Annotated in this window: 14 protein-coding genes and 1 tRNA gene; 9 read left to right on the top strand and 6 right to left on the bottom strand. The window is 71.9% G+C overall.

Going from position 1 to position 16,340, the window contains the following annotated elements:
- The first annotated feature begins 63 nt into the window (after nucleotides 1–63).
- Nucleotides 64–2,406, top strand: a complete 2,343-nt coding sequence (locus G6038_RS07850) for a heavy metal translocating P-type ATPase (protein WP_165037142.1) — start codon at nucleotides 64–66, stop codon at nucleotides 2,404–2,406.
- A 72-nt stretch (nucleotides 2,407–2,478) separates the two neighbouring features.
- Here the strand turns inward: G6038_RS07850 and G6038_RS07845 are convergent, their stop codons facing one another.
- The 5 genes from G6038_RS07845 to G6038_RS07825 all read right to left on the bottom strand — a co-directional run bounded on the left by G6038_RS07845 (nucleotide 2,479) and on the right by G6038_RS07825 (nucleotide 7,714).
- Complete coding sequence (locus G6038_RS07845; RefSeq protein WP_165037141.1) at nucleotides 2,479–3,063, bottom strand: hypothetical protein; 585 nt, start codon at nucleotides 3,061–3,063, stop codon at nucleotides 2,479–2,481.
- A complete protein-coding gene (locus G6038_RS07840; protein ID WP_165037140.1) occupies nucleotides 3,050–3,568 on the bottom strand; it encodes a hypothetical protein in 519 nt (172 codons plus the stop codon). The genes G6038_RS07845 and G6038_RS07840 overlap by 14 nt, the downstream gene beginning before the upstream one ends.
- A 168-nt stretch (nucleotides 3,569–3,736) precedes the next feature.
- Nucleotides 3,737–6,988 carry a trehalose-phosphatase gene (otsB, locus tag G6038_RS07835; protein ID WP_165037139.1) on the bottom strand — a complete coding sequence of 1,084 codons (3,252 nt, stop codon included), beginning with the start codon at nucleotides 6,986–6,988 and terminating at the stop codon, nucleotides 3,737–3,739.
- A 141-nt stretch (nucleotides 6,989–7,129) separates the two neighbouring features.
- Complete coding sequence (locus G6038_RS07830) at nucleotides 7,130–7,411, bottom strand: hypothetical protein (RefSeq protein ID WP_165037138.1); 282 nt, start codon at nucleotides 7,409–7,411, stop codon at nucleotides 7,130–7,132.
- Between the two features lie 135 nt (nucleotides 7,412–7,546).
- Nucleotides 7,547–7,714, bottom strand: a complete 168-nt coding sequence (locus tag G6038_RS07825; RefSeq protein WP_165037137.1) for a hypothetical protein — start codon at nucleotides 7,712–7,714, stop codon at nucleotides 7,547–7,549.
- 104 nt (nucleotides 7,715–7,818) lie between these two features.
- On the opposite strand from G6038_RS07825, the gene G6038_RS07820 reads away from it, so the two are divergent.
- Nucleotides 7,819–8,349 carry an NUDIX domain-containing protein gene (locus G6038_RS07820; RefSeq protein WP_165037136.1) on the top strand — a complete coding sequence of 177 codons (531 nt, stop codon included), beginning with the start codon at nucleotides 7,819–7,821 and terminating at the stop codon, nucleotides 8,347–8,349.
- Entirely contained in the window at nucleotides 8,346–9,215 is an 870-nt protein-coding gene (locus tag G6038_RS07815) for an SDR family NAD(P)-dependent oxidoreductase (protein WP_165037135.1), read from the top strand. The genes G6038_RS07820 and G6038_RS07815 overlap by 4 nt, the downstream gene beginning before the upstream one ends.
- A gap of 83 nt (nucleotides 9,216–9,298) precedes the next feature.
- Here the strand turns inward: G6038_RS07815 and G6038_RS07810 are convergent.
- Nucleotides 9,299–9,375 (bottom strand) — tRNA-Arg (locus G6038_RS07810).
- A gap of 170 nt (nucleotides 9,376–9,545) precedes the next feature.
- Here G6038_RS07810 and G6038_RS07805 point away from each other — a divergent pair.
- The 6 genes from G6038_RS07805 to G6038_RS07780 are packed head-to-tail and all read left to right on the top strand — an operon-like array spanning nucleotide 9,546 to nucleotide 16,319.
- Nucleotides 9,546–10,427 carry a xanthine dehydrogenase family protein subunit M gene (locus G6038_RS07805; RefSeq protein WP_165037134.1) on the top strand — a complete coding sequence of 294 codons (882 nt, stop codon included), beginning with the start codon at nucleotides 9,546–9,548 and terminating at the stop codon, nucleotides 10,425–10,427.
- Nucleotides 10,428–10,431: 4 nt separating this feature from the next.
- Nucleotides 10,432–10,911 (top strand): (2Fe-2S)-binding protein, encoded by a 480-nt coding sequence (locus tag G6038_RS07800; protein WP_165037133.1) that lies wholly within the window; start codon nucleotides 10,432–10,434, stop codon nucleotides 10,909–10,911.
- Entirely contained in the window at nucleotides 10,908–13,304 is a 2,397-nt protein-coding gene (locus G6038_RS07795; RefSeq protein WP_165037132.1) for an aerobic carbon-monoxide dehydrogenase large subunit, read from the top strand. The genes G6038_RS07800 and G6038_RS07795 overlap by 4 nt, the downstream gene beginning before the upstream one ends.
- Nucleotides 13,305–13,331: 27 nt before the next feature.
- Nucleotides 13,332–14,219 carry an XdhC family protein gene (locus tag G6038_RS07790; protein ID WP_165037131.1) on the top strand — a complete coding sequence of 296 codons (888 nt, stop codon included), beginning with the start codon at nucleotides 13,332–13,334 and terminating at the stop codon, nucleotides 14,217–14,219.
- A 13-nt stretch (nucleotides 14,220–14,232) separates the two neighbouring features.
- Complete coding sequence (locus G6038_RS07785; protein ID WP_165037130.1) at nucleotides 14,233–15,102, top strand: MoxR family ATPase; 870 nt, start codon at nucleotides 14,233–14,235, stop codon at nucleotides 15,100–15,102.
- On the top strand, nucleotides 15,099–16,319 hold the full coding sequence (locus G6038_RS07780; protein ID WP_165037129.1) for a VWA domain-containing protein: 1,221 nt from the start codon (nucleotides 15,099–15,101) through the stop codon (nucleotides 16,317–16,319). Before G6038_RS07785 ends, G6038_RS07780 begins: the two co-directional genes overlap by 4 nt.
- Nucleotides 16,320–16,340: the final 21 nt, after the last annotated feature.

The following is a 16,340-nucleotide window of genomic DNA, read 5'->3' as shown; positions in this document are numbered from 1 at the left end:
GACGGCGGTGGTGGCACGGTGGGAGGTGACATCGGCACCGGTGCGGAACGGGGGAGTGCGGCAGTGGCGACACAACCGGAATCCACGCGGCGGGAACGGCTGCGGCGCGCCTTCGAACCCGCGCTGCTCGCCGTCACCCTCACCGCCCTGACGGCCGGGGGAATCGCCTGGCTTCTCGACGCCCACGCCGTCGCCGACGCCTGCTGGATCGCCGGCACCGTCGTCGCGATCGTGCCCGCGACCTGGTGGGTGATCGACGCGCTGCGCCGCGGCCGCGTCGGGGTGGACCTGATCGCGGTGCTCTCCCTGGTCGGCACCCTGCTGGTCGGCGAGTACGTCGCCGGGGCGCTCATCGGCGTGATGCTCGCCTCCGGGCAGGCCCTCGACGCCGCCGCGGAACGCCGCGCCACCAAGGACCTGCGGGCCCTGCTCGAGCACGCCCCGCACACCGCGCGCCGCCGCGTCGGCGACGAGGTGCAGGTGGTGCCGCTCGGCGACGTCGTACCCGGGGACACCCTGGTCGTCGGGCCGGGCGAGGTGGTGCCGGTCGACGGCTGGGTCACCTCCGAACTCGCGGTGCTCGACGAGTCCGTCCTCACCGGCGAGCCGATGCACGTGCAGCGCCGCACCGGGGAAGCGGTGCGCAGCGGCGTCGTCGCCGCCGGCGGCGCCTTCGAGATCCACGCCCGCGCCACCGCCGAGGACAGCACCTACGCCGGCATCGTGCGCCTGGCCCGCGAGGCCGCCGCCGAGAGCGCCCCGGTGGTGCGGATCGCGGACCGGGTGGCCGGGTGGTTCCTGCCGCTGTCGCTGACGGTGGCGGGGCTCGCGTGGCTGCTCAGCGGGTCGGCGACCCGTGCCGTCGCCGTGCTGGTGGTGGCCACCCCGTGCCCTCTGCTGCTCGCCGCGCCCGTCGCGATCGTCTCCGGTCTCTCCCGCGCTTCGCGCCTGGGGGTGGTGATCCGCAGCGGCGGCGCACTCGAGAACCTCGGTCACGCGACGACGCTGGTGATGGACAAGACGGGCACGCTCACCAGCGGCCGGCCCGCCGGCGCCGACATCGTCACCGCACCCGGGGGCGACGGCGCCGAGCTGCTGCGCCTGGCGGCCTCCGCCGACCAGCTCTCCCCGCACGTGCTCGCCGAGGCCCTCGTGCAGGAGGCGAAGATGCGCGGGCTGACCCTGTCGCTGCCCACCGACGTCGCCGAGCAGGCCGGCACCGGCGTGGCCGCGACCGTCGACGGCCGGCGCGTCACCGTCGGCAGCCTGCCGCTGCCCGCCGACGCGCCGGGCTGGGCCCGGGCGGTGCTCAGCCGTGCCGCGCTCGACGGTGCCGTCGTCGCCTGGGTCACCGTCGACGGCGACCTGGCCGGCGCCCTGCTGCTCGTGGATCCGCTGCGCCGCGACGCCGCCCGCACCCTGCGGCGGCTGCGCTCGGCCGGGCTGGACCGGCTGGTCATGCTCACCGGCGACCGGCGCGAACCGGCCGAGGAGATCGGCTCCGTCCTCGGCCTCGACGGGGTCTATGCCGAGCAGACCCCGGCGGACAAGGTGAACGGTGTGCGTGCCGAGCGGGAGTCGGCGGTGACGGTGATGGTCGGCGACGGCGTCAACGACGCGCCCGCCCTCGCCGCCGCGACCGTCGGCGTCGCGATGGGCGCCCGCGGATCCACGGCGAGCTCGGAGGCGGCGGACATCGTGCTCACCACCGACCGTCTCGACCGGCTCGCCGATGCCATGGAGATCGCCCGCCGCTCGCGGCGCATCGCCGTGCAGAGCGCCACCGTCGGCATGGGCCTGTCGCTGGTCGCCATGGGCTTCGCCGCGTTCGGATACCTGCCTCCCGCGCTGGGTGCGCTGCTGCAGGAGGGCATCGACGTCGCGGTGATCCTCAACGCCCTGCGCGCCCTGCGCGGCGACCGGGACCGGGAGCTGGTCCTGCCCGACGGCACCGAGGCGATGCTGCACAGGTTCTCGGCCGAACACGACGTCCTGCGCGACGAGCTGTCGATCCTGCGCGACGCCGCGCAACTGCTCGCGTCCGGCGATCTGCCCGCCGCCCACGCGGCGCTGCGCCGCGTCGACGCGTTCCTGTTCGACACGCTGCTGCCGCACGAGCGGGCCGAGGACAGCGAGCTGTACCCGGCGCTCGCGGCGCCGCTCGGCAGCGGGGAGGCGACCGCGACGATGAGCCGGATGCATGCCGAGATCGACCGGCTCAGCCGCCGCCTGCGCACGCACCTGGCGCAGGCCGACGCCGCCGGCGGGCTGAGGCCGGACCAGTGCGACGACCTGCTCGCCTGCCTGTACGGGCTGTACGCGCTGCTGCGGCTGCACTTCGTGCAGGAGGAGGAGAACTACTTCACCCTCGCGCCCGAGACCGAACGGGCGGACGGCTCGGCATGACCGGTCCGGGCGGACGGCGGCGGACGCTCGTATCCGGTTCTGCCGGTGCGACGTTCGCGGTGGAGCCGTCGGTCAGCGCCGGGCCTCGGCCGCGATCATCGACAGAGTCGGCCGTGCCATGGCCCGCACGAACGGCCCGACCGCCCTCCAGTAGCGGCGGAAGAGTCTGCGGGCCTTTTCGTCGGTGCCGTGCACCCGGATCTCGGTGAGCAGGACGCAGGTCTGCGCGTCGTACGGCAGGGCGGTGAAACTCCATGTGCCGACCCCGCATTCGGGAACCGAGATACTCGACAGGGGCGCACCGGGATCCCAGTCGACGCGGCCGTAACCCGGCTCCCACCACCGGCCGACGAAGCCGAGCACGAGTTCGCGCCCCGGTTCCTCGGCGACCACCTCGAAGCCGCCCTGCGGACCGATCAGGTCCCCGAGGCGGACCGAGCGGTGCGCTCGCACCTCCCGACGCCGCGGCGCGCGCACGGCGTCGAAGGCCGTCCGGGCCAGATTGGGGGCGGCGATCACCGGGGACCGCATGAAGTCGACGCGGCGGATCGCGGCGAACGTGTCCCCGGCGGGGGCGTCGACCACCCGCGCGCGTACGACCCGCTGCTCGAAGACCGGCAGCTGCCGGTCGGTCGCGGTGGATTCACCGTCCGGCATTGTCGCTCCTCGGGAGCTGCGCCGTCCGATTCGCCGACAGTTGCCGAACCATCACCCAGCGCGCGACGAGGTAGCCGAGGACACCGCCGTAGACGGCCTTCAGCACCAGGAACCATCCCGTCGACAGCCCGGACACACCGAGCAGGTGCAGCACCCAGATCGCGAGCACGGAGACGGCCGCCGCGGCCACCCCGAGCGACAGGCCCAGAGACCAGGTGCCGGACGGCAACCGCGACAGCCACCGAGCGGCCTGCGGGGTGTCGGCGGTGGTCGCGTCGAGCCCGCCACGCAGCGCCCGTCGCACCCCGGCGGCGGAGAACCAGGAGACGAGCACGGAGAGGATGATCGCGGTCAGCGCGATGTCGACGACGATCCCGTCCGCGGACCACAGCGGCACGAAGGACGTGCCGCGCTTGCCCGCCCACGCCAGCAGTGGATTGACGACGACGTTCACCAGGCCGGTGACGACGGCCTGCTTCCGGACGTACGAGGCAGCAGAATCCACGGCCCATCCTCCCGATCCGGCCCGCGGGAGCGGGCTCCCTCTCATCGTGAACCGCGGAACCGTGCTCGTTCCAGGGCCGTAGGTCCCCAGCGACGCCGGACGGCCGATGCCGACGCGGTGCCGGCGGAGGCCCGACGCCCTGCCCTCTGTCGCGGGTTCGTCGTCGCACTAGCTCAGACGAACCGTGCCTCCCGGGTGCAGTTGTGCGATGCGGCCGCGGCATTCGATCTCGATCGGTGCCTGCATCCCGGGACCGGCGCTCACCTGCACCTCTGTGCCGCTGATGCGCAGGCGAAGGCGGTGCCCCCGGTAGAAGATGGGGAATTCGAGGGCGCCGAGTGGTTCGGGCCACTGCGGGGCGAACACCAGCCGGTCACCCCGGGTCTCGAGGCCGGGGACGCACCGCTGCAACAGATCGACGCTGCCGGCCATGGCCGCCAGGTGGATGCCCTCCATCGTGGTGCCGCCCTGGATATCGGCGATGTCGGCTTTCAGCGCCTGGTAGAAGAAGTCCACGGCCTCGTCCCGGTGTGCTCGTGCCAGCACCCAGGAGTGGACGACCCCGCTCAGGGTGGAGCCGTGCGAGGTGCGCGCCATGTAGTAGTCGATGGTCCGCGGGATGTCCTCGTTGGGGAACCGGTAGCCGAGCCGTTCGAGCAGTTCCCGCAGTTCGTCGGAGGACAGCAGATAGAACAGCATCAGCACGTCGGCCTGCTTCGACGCCTGGTAGCGGTTGACGTCGTCGCCCTCGGCCTCGAGGATCCGGTCGAGGCGCTGGATGTCGCCGTAGCGCCGCCGGTAGCCGTCCCAGTCCAGTTCGGCGAGGCGCTCGTAGCCCTCGAACTGGCTGAGGACACGATCGTGGAACGGGACGAACATTCTGCGGGTGACGTCCTCCCAGCGCGCGGTCTCCTGTGCGTGCAGTCCCAGGGCCTGGGTCAGGTACGAGCGGATCTGCAGCGGGATCAGCTCGAGCGCCTCGAGGGCGCGCAGGATCACCCAGACCGACATGACGTTGGTGTACGCGTTGTTGTCGATTCCGTCGTACGGTGCGTCGGGGTAGCCGGAATGGAACTCGTCGGGGCCGATGACGCCGCGGATGCTGTACCGTCCGCGATCCTCGTCGTAGGACGCGAGATCGGCGTAGAAGCGGGCGATCTCCACGAGCATCTCGGCGCCGTACTCGATCAGGAACTCCAGATCGCCGGTCACCTGGTAGTACTGCCACACGTTGTGGGCGATCGCGATGCCGGTGTGGTGCTGGCGCCGGCTGGGGTCCGGGTTCCAGCGGCCGGATCTGGGATTGAGGTGCAGCTGCGGGCTTTCCTCGCGGCCGTCGCTGCCCGACTGCCACGGGAACATCGCACCCCGGTGACCGGCTTCGCGCGCCATCCGGCGGGCCTCCCGCAGGCGACGGTAGCGGTAGCGCAGCAACGACCGGGTCAGCGTGGGCAGCCGCAGGTTCAACACCGGGAACACGAACAGCTCGTCCCAGAAGACGTGCCCGCGGTACGCCTCTCCGTGCAACCCCCGTGCCGGCACGCCCACGTCGAGGTCGGCGGTGTTCGCGGAGACCGTCTGCAGCAGGTGCAGAAGATGGAACCGGAGGACGCGCAGGGCATGGCCGTGGCCCGGACCCTCGTACTCGATGCCCAGGTGGTCCCACAGATACCCCCAGGCGAGCACATGACCGTCGAGCAGCTCGTCGAACCGGCCGAGCCGGGGAAGCCAGCGGGCGGCTTCGTCGGCCGGCTCGGACACTGCCTGATCGCGCCCGGTGAACACCGCCACCATCTTCTCCAGCGTCACGGGCCGGTCCGCCTCGACGTCGACGGTGATGTCGTGTCCGATCCGGTCGTCGCCGTCGACCAGCCGGTACTCGCCGGCAACGGGCTCCCCGTCGCACCACACGGTGTTCCGGGCCGCCATCGCCACCGGTATCCGCGATTGGTTGGTCTGCACCGCCAGCAGCACCGAGTCGGCGGACAGTGCGGTGGTCTGCAGCGGCTCGAGGTGCTCGTCGGCGAGGTCGCGATAGCGCTCGACGAGGGAGTTCCGGACTGCGCCGTCCAGCAGCGAGCGGATCTCGAGCCGGCCCGACCAGTCCTCGGCCACGATCGTCGTCTCGAGGGCGCAGGCGTGCGGGAGATTCATGGCAACCAATCGCCGCTGCCGCACCGAAGTAGTGCGCCCCGCGGCGTCGCGGAATCGGAACCGCCGGATGAGGACGGCGCGGCGGAGGTCGAGGTACTGGCGGTAGTCGAGCAGCTCGGCGGTGTCGAGGTCGAACCACTGCCCGCCGTCGACCCGGAAGGTCACCGGCAACCAGTTCGGCAGGTTCACCAGGCTTTCGTGGTCGATGGCGCTCCCCGCCACCTCGTCCTGGAGACGGTTGAAGATGCCGGCCACATAGGTGCCGGGGTAGTGCACGCCGTCCGCGCGGGATTCGGGCGCGCAGCCTCGGGTGGCGAAGAAACCGTTCCCGACGGTGCAGAGGGCCTCGCGCAGCTTCTCGGTGAGCGGGTCGTAGCCCTCGAAGAACATCGTCCAGGCGTCGTCGGGGGGCGGCGCGATCCCCGGGTCGCTGCCGAGCAGATCCGCCAGCCGCTCCAGTAACTCACGGACCCGGTCCGGACCGTCGACCGCGAATTGTGCCGTCGACCGCCGATCGCCTTCCCCGCTGTAGCGCACGACGATGCCGATCCCGGTCGATGTCAGGGTGCCGAACGCGTCGTCGCCGAGCAGGTCGTCGCCGATGTAGACCGGCATCGGGTCGTCCGCGCCGCGGAGGTGATCGAGCACCCAGGCCACCGCCCGCCCCTTGTCCCAGTCCACATCGGGGCGGAGCTCGGTGACCTGGCGTCCGTTCGTGACGCGGAGCCGGCCGTCCCGGTCGGCCGCATCGTGCACCGCCGCGACGACCTCCCCGATCCGGTCCTCGGCGACGTTGCGGTGATGAACCGCCACGGCGAAACGCTTGTGCTCCACCAGAACGCCGGGCACGCCGGCCAGGCGGTCCCGCAGGGCGACGGCGACCCGCTCGAGGTCGGGCACCGCGGGGACGGCGGCATCGTTCCGGTGGTACTCGCCGTCCGGACCGACGAGTTCGAAACCGTGGTTGCCCGCATACCAGAGCCCGGGCACGCCGACCCGTGCCTGCACGTCGGCCACGTCGCGGCCGCTGATCACGCCGACGGGGCAATAGCGGGCCAGCCGGGCAAGCTCTTTCGCCGCGCCCTCGACCAGGGTGGCAGCGGTGGGGTCGCTCACGAGGTGGGCGAGGGTGCCGTCGAAGTCCAGGAACACGGCGTAGCGCCGGGTGCGCAGGATGGCGGTCGCCTGGTGACGAGATGCCAAGGCGTCCGGGATTTCCGACAGCCGGCGATCACGGGGGCGCGGTTCGACCGTGGGGGTGGTCATCGGCTCGGCTCGGATGATGAGTGCATGGCAGTCTGTCCCTCCGCACCGTTGCAGGACAGGCCCACAAGGGGTTCCCCATTCTATGACGGGATCGGCGGCGTGCAGTCCGTTTCGCCGCGGCGCTCGAGCGATCGGCGCCGGCTACGACCAGGTCCTCGGGTTGAAGACGACGTAGAACCAGGCGTTCGCCGCGGGATCCCACGAACAGGACACGAGGACTACGGCGCCGATGGACCGGTCGAACGCCTCGGCCTTGGGGCAGACTGCATTGCCCTCCGGCCCCGCGAACTCGGCGCGGTAGAACGGACCGATGCGCCACGGTGCGGCGGCGGCGGTTCCGGCTCCCACGGTGGCCCCGAGGACGAACGGGACGACGACAAGACCGGCGAGTGCTGCAGCCCGGCGGGCGACGTTCTTCGACACGAGGACTCCTTCGGTTCGGGAACGGTCCCGGCACCCTGTCGTGAACTGGACTCCGCCGGAATCCGCCCCTCGATGATCACCGGCGGGCGTCCGGTGTGCAGGCGTTCGCGTGAACCGGTACGTATGTATCGGGTCTCAGTCCTCGAGCTGCTCGGCCTTCTCGATCGCCTCCCGGAGCTGCTCGTGCAGTGCCCGAGCCTGTGCGACGTCGAGCGCAACGCCGATTCCCTCCGGGAGGTCGAGCACGACGGTGGGGCCGTTCGCGCGCGCGGTGACGGCGCGGTCGCCGGTCGTATCGGTCACGGGCGGGTCCTTCCGGTCGGACGGGTGGCGCGGATACCGGTACCAGTGTGCCCGGAAGAACTACCGTGTGGGGCGGGAGCGCACGGCGACGAAAAGGGGGAGCGATGGCAGTCACCAGCGCCGGCCTTCTGCTGTACCGGATCGACGCCGAAGGCGTGCTCGAGGTGTGGATCGTGCACCCGGGCGGGCCGTACTGGGTCGGCAAGGACGAGGCGGCCTGGTCGATCCCCAAGGGGGTCTATGGCGACGACGAAGACCCGTTCGCGGTGGCCTTGCGAGAGTTCGAGGAAGAATGCGGGATGCCCGCGCCCCAGGTGAACTACGAGATGCTCGGGCGGTTCAAGCAGCCCTCCCGCAAGATCGTCACCGTCTACGCCGGTGAGACCGCCGACGATCCGGCCTTCGTCGGCAGCAACACCTTCGACCTGGAGTGGCCGCCGCGGTCCGGAAAGGTGCAGAGCTTTCCCGAGGTGGACGACGCTCGCTGGTTTCCGCTCGCCGTCGCGGACATCAAGCTCGTGAAGGGGCAACGCCCGATCCTCGCCCGGCTCGGCGAGCGAGTGCACGCTGCCGGCCGGTCGTTCGTCTCCGGCCCGTCGGTGCCCGGTGCAGGAACGGAGGAACCGGGGACATGAGCAGGACGGTGCTCGTCACCGGGGGAGGTCGGGGGCTCGGCCGGGCCACGGCCGAGAAGCTCGCCGCCCGGGGGCATCGGGTCCTGCTCACCGCGCGTACCCGAGCTGCCGCGGAGGACGCTGCCGCGGCGATACGGCGGACGGATCCCGACGCTCGGCTCGAGCCGCGCTGGGTAGATCTGTCTTCTCTGGAGCGGGTCCGGTCCTTCGCCGCCGCGGAAGCCGAGCGGGGCGAACCGATCGACGTGCTGCTGCACGTCGCCGGCATCCTGCAGACGAGCAGGGAACGCCGGCTCACCGTCGACGGGTACGAGGAGACCCTCGCGGTCAACGTCCTGGCCCCGTTCCTGCTCACCGCCCTGCTCATGCCCGCACTCGAGCGCAGCGCATCGGCGCGTGTCGTCACCGTCGGCTCGCGGCTGCACCTACCCGGATCCCGCGGAGCGCCGGTGGACTTCGACTTCGCCGACGTCCAGCTCGAGCACGGCTACAACCCCGATCGGGCATACAAGAATTCCAAGCTGGCGGTGCTGTGGTTCACCTACGAGCTCCAGCGCCGCCTCGCCGGGCGGCCGATCACCGCGAACGCCGTGTGTCCCGGTTTCGTGCCCACCACTGCGGCTGCAAGCACTCGCGGTCTGATGCGGCTGTTCATGGCGCACGTGTTGCCGCACATGCCCTTCGCCACGTCCGTCGACGCAGCCACCGATTCGCTGGTGTTCACGGCGGTCGACCCGTCGCTCGACGGGGTGGGCGGAAAGTTCTTCGGCGAGTGTCACGAAATCGACTCCAGCGCGCAGTCCCACGACGTCGCCCAGGCCGGACGGTTCTGGACGATTGCCGAGCATCTCACCGGTCTCGCCTGAACTGCCGCGCCGAAGGTGGGGCGCGGCCGGCCCCGCGAGGACGCGAGATCTCCGTGCAGTGCTCCCGGGCGCTGAGTGGAGGGTGGTGCCCCCGGCAGGACTCGAACCTGCGACCTAGAGATTAGAAGGCTCTTGCTCTATCCAGCTGAGCTACGGAGGCGCGGCCAAAATCTTAACCGCTCGCCGGATCGGGCCCGACCGAGGCCCTCGCCGCCGTTCGGCCGGGTGCGCTCGTTCGGGCCGGTCGCCCCGATCGGGCGACGAATCCGCCCGTCGCGCCGCGAGCGCGGGCATACACTCCGTAGGTAGCTGAAATGTGAGGTATGCCACATGCAAGTACCTTCGGCTTTCGAATACGAGCGCGCCACCGGCATCGATCACGCCATCGCACTCCTCGACGAACGCGGCGAGGAAGCCCGGGTCGTCGCGGGCGGGCACAGTCTCCTGCCGATGATGAAACTCCGGCTCGCCGCCCCCGAATGCCTGATCGACATCAACGACCTGGCCGGCGAGCTCGGCTACATCGCCGTCGAGCCCGACGTCGTGCGGATCGGCGCGCTGGCGCGGCACCGCGAACTCCTCGAAAACGAGGCGCTCGCCGAGATCTTCCCGATCTTCCGCGACGCCGAACGCGTCATCGCCGATCCCGTCGTGCGCAACCGCGGCACGATCGGCGGGTCGCTGTGCCAGGCCGACCCCGCCGAGGACCTGTCCACCGTGTGCCAGGTCCTCGATGCCTCGGTCGTGCTGCGCGGTCCGCACGGCAGCCGGACGCTGACGATGGAGGAGTTCCATCTCGGCCCCTACGAGACGACGGCCGCCCCCAACGAACTGCTCGTCGAGGTCCGGCTGCCGCGACGGGGCCGCGGGTCGAGCGCCTACGCCAAGGTCGAGCGGCGAACGGGGGACTGGGCGATCGCCGCGGCCGGCGCCGCCGTGTGGATGAGCGACGGTGCCATCGACGACGCCCGCGTCGGTCTCACCGCTCTACGGGCGGATCCGCGGGCCCTGGCCGGCATCTCCGACCGCCTGCGCGGCGCGACGCCGTCCGAGGATCTCTACCGCGAGGCCGGCGAACTCGCCGCCGCCGCCAGCGACCCGGTCGCGGACCAGCGCGGCACCGTCGACTACAAACGCCACCTCGCCACGGAGCTCACGGTGCGTACCCTGCGCCGCGCCGTCGAGCGGCTCACCACCTCCGAAAGGGGTTGACCCGATGCGTGTTTCGATGACCGTCAACGGAGACGAGGTCAGTGCCGAGGTGGAACCGCGGCTGCTGCTCGTCCACTTCCTGCGCGATCACCTCGGCCTGACCGGCACGCACTGGGGCTGCGACACCAGCAACTGCGGCACCTGCGTCGTCGCGGTCGACGGCGAGCCCGTCAAGTCGTGCACCATGCTCGCCGCCATGGCGAGCGGCCACGACGTGCGCACCGTCGAGGGACTCGAGCGCGACGGCGTGCTCGACCCCGTCCAGGAGGGCTTCATGCGCTGCCACGGGCTGCAGTGCGGCTTCTGCACCCCCGGCATGATGATCACCGCCCGGGCCCTGCTCGACCGCAACCCGGACCCCGACGAGCAGACCATCCGCGAGGCGATCTCCGGGCAGATCTGCCGCTGCACCGGCTACACCACCATCGTGCGGTCCATCCGCTGGGCCGCCGAGCACCCCGCCACCGAGAAGGCGCCGTCATGACCGCCGTCGACCCGACCCCCGAACTGCTCGACACCGTCGACAACGACGAGAAGCCGTGCGGTCACGGCCGCATGCTGCGCAAGGAGGACCCGCGCTTCATCCGCGGCCACGGCCGCTTCGTCGACGACGTGCAACTGCCCGGCATGCTGCACCTGGCGATCCTGCGCTCCCCGGTCGCGCACGCGAAGATCCTCGGCATCGACACCAGCGCCGCGCAGGCCCACCCGAAGGTGCGGGCCGTCGTCACCGGCGCCGATCTCGCGGACAAGGGCCTGGCCTGGATGCCGACCCTGTCCAATGACGTCCAGGCCGTCCTCGCCACCGACAAGGTCCGCTTCCAGGGCCAGGAGGTCGCCTTCGTCGTCGCCGAGGACCGGTACTCCGCGCGCGACGCCCTCGAACTCATCGACGTCGAGTACGACATCCTCGACCCGGTCGTCGACGTCCGTCGCGCCCTCGCGCCCGAGGCCCCGGTGATCCGCACCGACCTCGAGGGCAAGACCGACAACCACTGCTTCGACTGGGAAACCGGGGACGCCGCCGCCACCGAGGCCGCGTTCGCGAAGGCCGACGTGATCGCCCGGCAGGAGATGGTCTATCCCCGGGTGCACCCGGCACCGATGGAAACCTGCGGTGCCGTGGCCGATTACGACCGGATCACCGGCAAGCTCACGCTGTGGTCGACGAGCCAGGCGCCGCACGCCCACCGCACCCTCTACGCCCTCGTCGCGGGTCTGCCCGAACACAAGATCCGCGTGATCGCCCCGGACATCGGCGGCGGGTTCGGCAACAAGGTGCCCATCTATCCCGGGTACGTCTGCGCGATCGTCGCCTCCCTCGTCACGGGCAAGCCGGTCAAGTGGATGGAGGACCGCAGCGAGAACCTGGTGAGCACCGGCTTCGCCCGCGACTACGTGATGGTCGGTGAGATCGCCGCGACCCGCGAGGGGAAGATCCTCGCGATCCGCACCCAGGTCCTCGCCGACCACGGTGCGTTCAACGGCACCGCCGCCCCGGTGAAGTACCCGGCCGGGTTCTTCGGGGTGTTCACCGGCAGCTACGACATCGAGGCCGCCTACTGTCACATGACCGCCGTCTACACCAACAAGGCGCCCGGCGGCGTGGCCTATGCGTGCTCGTTCCGCATCACCGAGGCCGTCTACCTCGTCGAGCGGCTCGTGGACTGCCTCGCCTACGACCTCGAGCTGGATCCGGTGCAGCTGCGGCTGCGGAACCTCCTTCGCCCCGAACAGTTCCCGTACACGAGCAAGACCGGATGGAAATACGACTCCGGCGACTACGAAACCACCCTGCGCAAGGCCGTGGAGATGGTCGGCTACGACGAACTGCGCCGCGAGCAGGCCGAGCGCCGCGCGCGGGGCGAACTGATGGGCATCGGCGTGGCGTTCTTCACCGAGGCCGTCGGCGCCGGCCCGCGCAAGGACATGGACATCCTCGGTCTCGGCATGGCCGACGGCTGCGAGCTGCGCGTGCACCCCACCGGCAAGGCGGTGGTGCGGCTGTCCGTGCAGACCCAGGGCCAGGGCCACGAGACGACGTTCGCGCAGATCGTCGCCGAGGAACTCGGCATCCCACCCGAGGACATCGACGTCGTGCACGGCGACACCGACAACACCCCGTTCGGTCTCGGCACCTACGGCAGCCGATCCACCCCGGTCTCCGGCGCGGCCGCCGCCCTCGTCGCGCGCAAGGTGCGCGACAAGGCCCGGATCATCGCCTCCGGCATGCTCGAGGTGTCCGTCGCCGACCTCGACTGGACCAAGGGCTCCTTCCACGTCAAGGGCGATCCGACCGCGTCGGTGACCATCCAGGACATCGCGATGCGGGCGCACGGCGCCGGCGATCTGCCCGAGGGTGTCGAGGGCGGACTCGAGGCCCAGATCTGCTACAACCCCGAGAACCTCACCTACCCGTACGGGGCGTACTTCTGCGTCGTCGACATCGATCCCGGCACGGGTGAGGTGACGGTGCGCCGGTTCCTCGCCGTCGACGACTGCGGCACCCGCATCAACCCGATGATCATCGAGGGCCAGGTCCACGGCGGACTCGTCGACGGCATCGGCATGGCACTGATGGAGATGATCGAGTTCGACGAGGACGGCAACTGCCTCGGCGGCTCGCTCATGGACTACCTCATCCCCACGGCGATGGAGGTGCCGCACTTCGAGACCGGCTTCACCGTCACCCCGTCGCCGCACCACCCGATCGGCGCCAAGGGCATCGGCGAGTCCGCGACGGTCGGCTCGCCGCCCGCGGTGGTCAACGCCGTCGTCGACGCGCTGCGCCCCTTCGGGGTGCGGCACGCCGACATGCCGCTGACCCCGTCGCGGGTGTGGGAGGCGATGCAGGGCCGGCCTACCCCGCCGATCTGACCACCGGCCCGAACCAGGGAGAGCCACATGGATCTGACGGTGCGTGCCGCGGAACTGACCCGCCGGCGCCGGGCGTTCGTCCGTGCCACCGTGGTGCGCGCCCAGCGGCCGACGTCCGCCCGGCCCGGCGACTGCGCGCTGGTACTCGACGACGGCACGATCGAGGGCTTCGTCGGCGGCCAGTGCACGGAGACCTCGGTGCGTGACGCCGCGCGGCAGGCCCTGACCACGGGGGAGAGCGTCCTGCTGCGGGTCCTGCCCGGCGCGACGCAGACCTTCCCGGACGCTCCGGGGGCGACCGTCGCGGTCAACCCGTGCCTGTCCGGCGGTGCGACGGAGATCTTCCTCGAGCCGCGGCTGCCCGCCCCGATGCTCGTGGTCTCGGGGTCGACGCCGGTGGCCGAGGCCGTCGCGGACCTCGCCGCGCGGCTCGACTTCGTGGTCGACCGCCTCGAGCCGGGCGCCGCGCCCGACGCCGACGCCACTGCCGTCGTCGTCGCGAGCCTCGGCGGGGAGGAACCCGGGGTCATCCGCGCCGCCCTCGACGCCGGGATCGGCTACGTGGGCCTCGTCGCCAGCCGGCGGCGCGGCGCCGACGTGCTCGCGCAGGCCGAGGTGCGCCCGGACGAACGGGCGCGCGTGCATACCCCCGCGGGTCTCGACATCGGTGCGCGCACCGCCGCGGAGATCGGGCTGTCGATCGTCGCCGAACTGGTGCAGGCGATCCGCCGCGAAAGCCTCGGTGCGCCCGTCGCGCCGGCCGCGCCGCCGCACACCGCGGTGGACCCCGTGTGCGGGATGACCGTCACCGTCACCGCCGACACCCCGCACCTGACCGACGACGGCACGGACGTGTGGTTCTGCTGCCCGGGCTGCCGCCGCGCCTACCAGAAGGAACACGCCGCGTGTTCGTGACGGGAGCCGGCCGATGAGCGTGTTCGGCGGCGTCGACGACGTCGTGCGCCGGTTCGACGACCAGGACTACCTGCTCGACGAGGGCACCGCCACCGCCCTGTACCTCGCGGTGGAGCTCGGCCGGCCGCTGCTGCTCGAGGGCGAGCCCGGCGTCGGCAAGACCACCGCCGCCAAGGCCCTCGCCGCCGCCGTGGGCACCGAGCTGATCCGGCTGCAGTGCTACGAGGGCCTCGCCGCGAGCGAGGCCCTCTACGACTGGAACTACCAGCGGCAACTGCTCGCGATCCGGCTCGCCGAGACCCGGGGCGAGAGCCTGAGCGAGGCCGACCTCTACACCGAGGAGTTCCTGCTCGAGCGGCCGGTGCTGCGCTGTGTGCGGCACCGCGGCCCGACTGCGCCGGTCCTGCTCATCGACGAGATCGACCGGGCCGACGACGAGTTCGAGGCGCTGCTGCTCGAGTTCCTCGGCGAGTTCTCCGTCACGATCCCCGAACTGGGCACTCTCACCGCCGTGCGGCCCCCGATCGTCGTGCTCACTTCCAACCGCAGCCGCGACCTGCACGACGCACTGCGCCGGCGCTGCCTCTACCACTGGATCGACTATCCGGGCCGGGACCGCGCCGTCGCGATCCTGCGCCGCACCGTCCCCGCCGCGAACCTCGCGCTCGTCGAATCGGCCGCCGACTTCGTCGCCTCCGTGCGCCGGCTGGACCTGGACAAGGCGCCGGGCATCGCCGAGACCATCGACTGGGTGTCCGCGCTCGTCGCGCTCGGGGTGGGGGATCTGGTCCACCCGGGCGCGGTGGCGACGCTGACCGCGCTCGCCAAGACCCCCGACGACCGGACCACGATCCGTGCCGAGTACGAGGAGTACCGGGCGTGAGCAACGCGCTGCTGCTGCGCGGCGTCGACCTCGCCGCGTTCACCGTGGCGCTCACCGACCGGTTGCGCCGCGCCGGCGTGCCCGTCGCCGCGACCGCCGCCGGGACCTTGGTGCGGGCGCTGCGGCTGCACCCGCCGCGCACCCGCAGCCGGCTGTACTGGACCGCGCGGGTGGCCCTCGTCGATCGGCAGGACGCGCTCGAAGCGTTCGACGCCGTGTTCGCCGAGGTCTTCGACCACCAGGTGCTCGCCGTCGATCCGCACGCCCGCCGCACCGGCCCCGGCGGGGCGGCCGGCGCCGGCGACGCCGTGGTGCAGGGTGCGGCGCCGAACCCGGTGCCGGCGGCGCCGCAGACGGGCGTGCCGTGGCACACCCGCAGCCCGGGCCGATCCGGCGAACCCCCCGAGACGGTCCGGCCCGGGCCGTGGGCGCCGAGCCCCGTCGAGATCCGCGCCGACCAGCCGTTCGCCGATCTGCGGCCCGAGGACCTGCGCACCCTGGGGCAGTGGCTCGAGCAGGCCCGGGTGCGCTGGCCGCGGCGCCTCGGCCGCCGCCGCACACCGCACCACCACGGCCGCCTCGACGTGCGTGCCACCCTCGACGCATCCCGGCACACCGGGTTCGAACTGGTGCGCCTGCGCCGCGCCCGCCCGGTCCGCCGTCCGCGCCGGATCGTGGTGCTGTGCGACGTGAGCCGTTCCATGCACGGCTACGCCGACATCTACCTGCACCTGATGCGCGCCGCGGTGCGCGCCGGCGACGCCGAGGTGTTCGCCTTCTCCACGAGTCTGACCCGGCTCACCGCGACCCTCGCGCACCGCTCCGCCGAGCACGCGGTCGCCCGCGCCAACGACACGGTCGTCGACCGCTACGGCGGCACCCACATCGCCGGCAGCCTCGAGGCGTTGCTCGCCTCCCACCACGGCAACCTGCTGCGCGGTGCCGTCGTGTTCGTCGCCTCCGACGGGTGGGACAGCGACGATCCGCAGGCCCTCGGCCGGGCCGTCGCGCGGGTGCGCCGCCGCGCGCACCGGCTGATCTGGCTGAACCCGCGGGCCGGCCGGCCCGGGTACCGGCCCGAGACCGGGCCGATGGCGGCGGCGCTGCCGCACTGCGACGCCCTGCTGGCGGCCGACACCCTCGACGCCCTGCGTGCGGTGTTCGATCTCGATCCGGCCGCCGGGACGGTGGCGCACGTCTCCGACGGCCCGTCGTAGCGGCGCTCGCCGAGGTCCTAC

Source organism: Rhodococcus sp. 14C212, from assembly GCF_011058195.1.
Lineage (GTDB): Bacteria > Actinomycetota > Actinomycetes > Mycobacteriales > Mycobacteriaceae > Rhodococcus > Rhodococcus aetherivorans.
The sequence above is the reverse complement of the archived record's forward strand: the minus strand, read 5'-3'. Positions and strand labels throughout refer to the sequence as shown.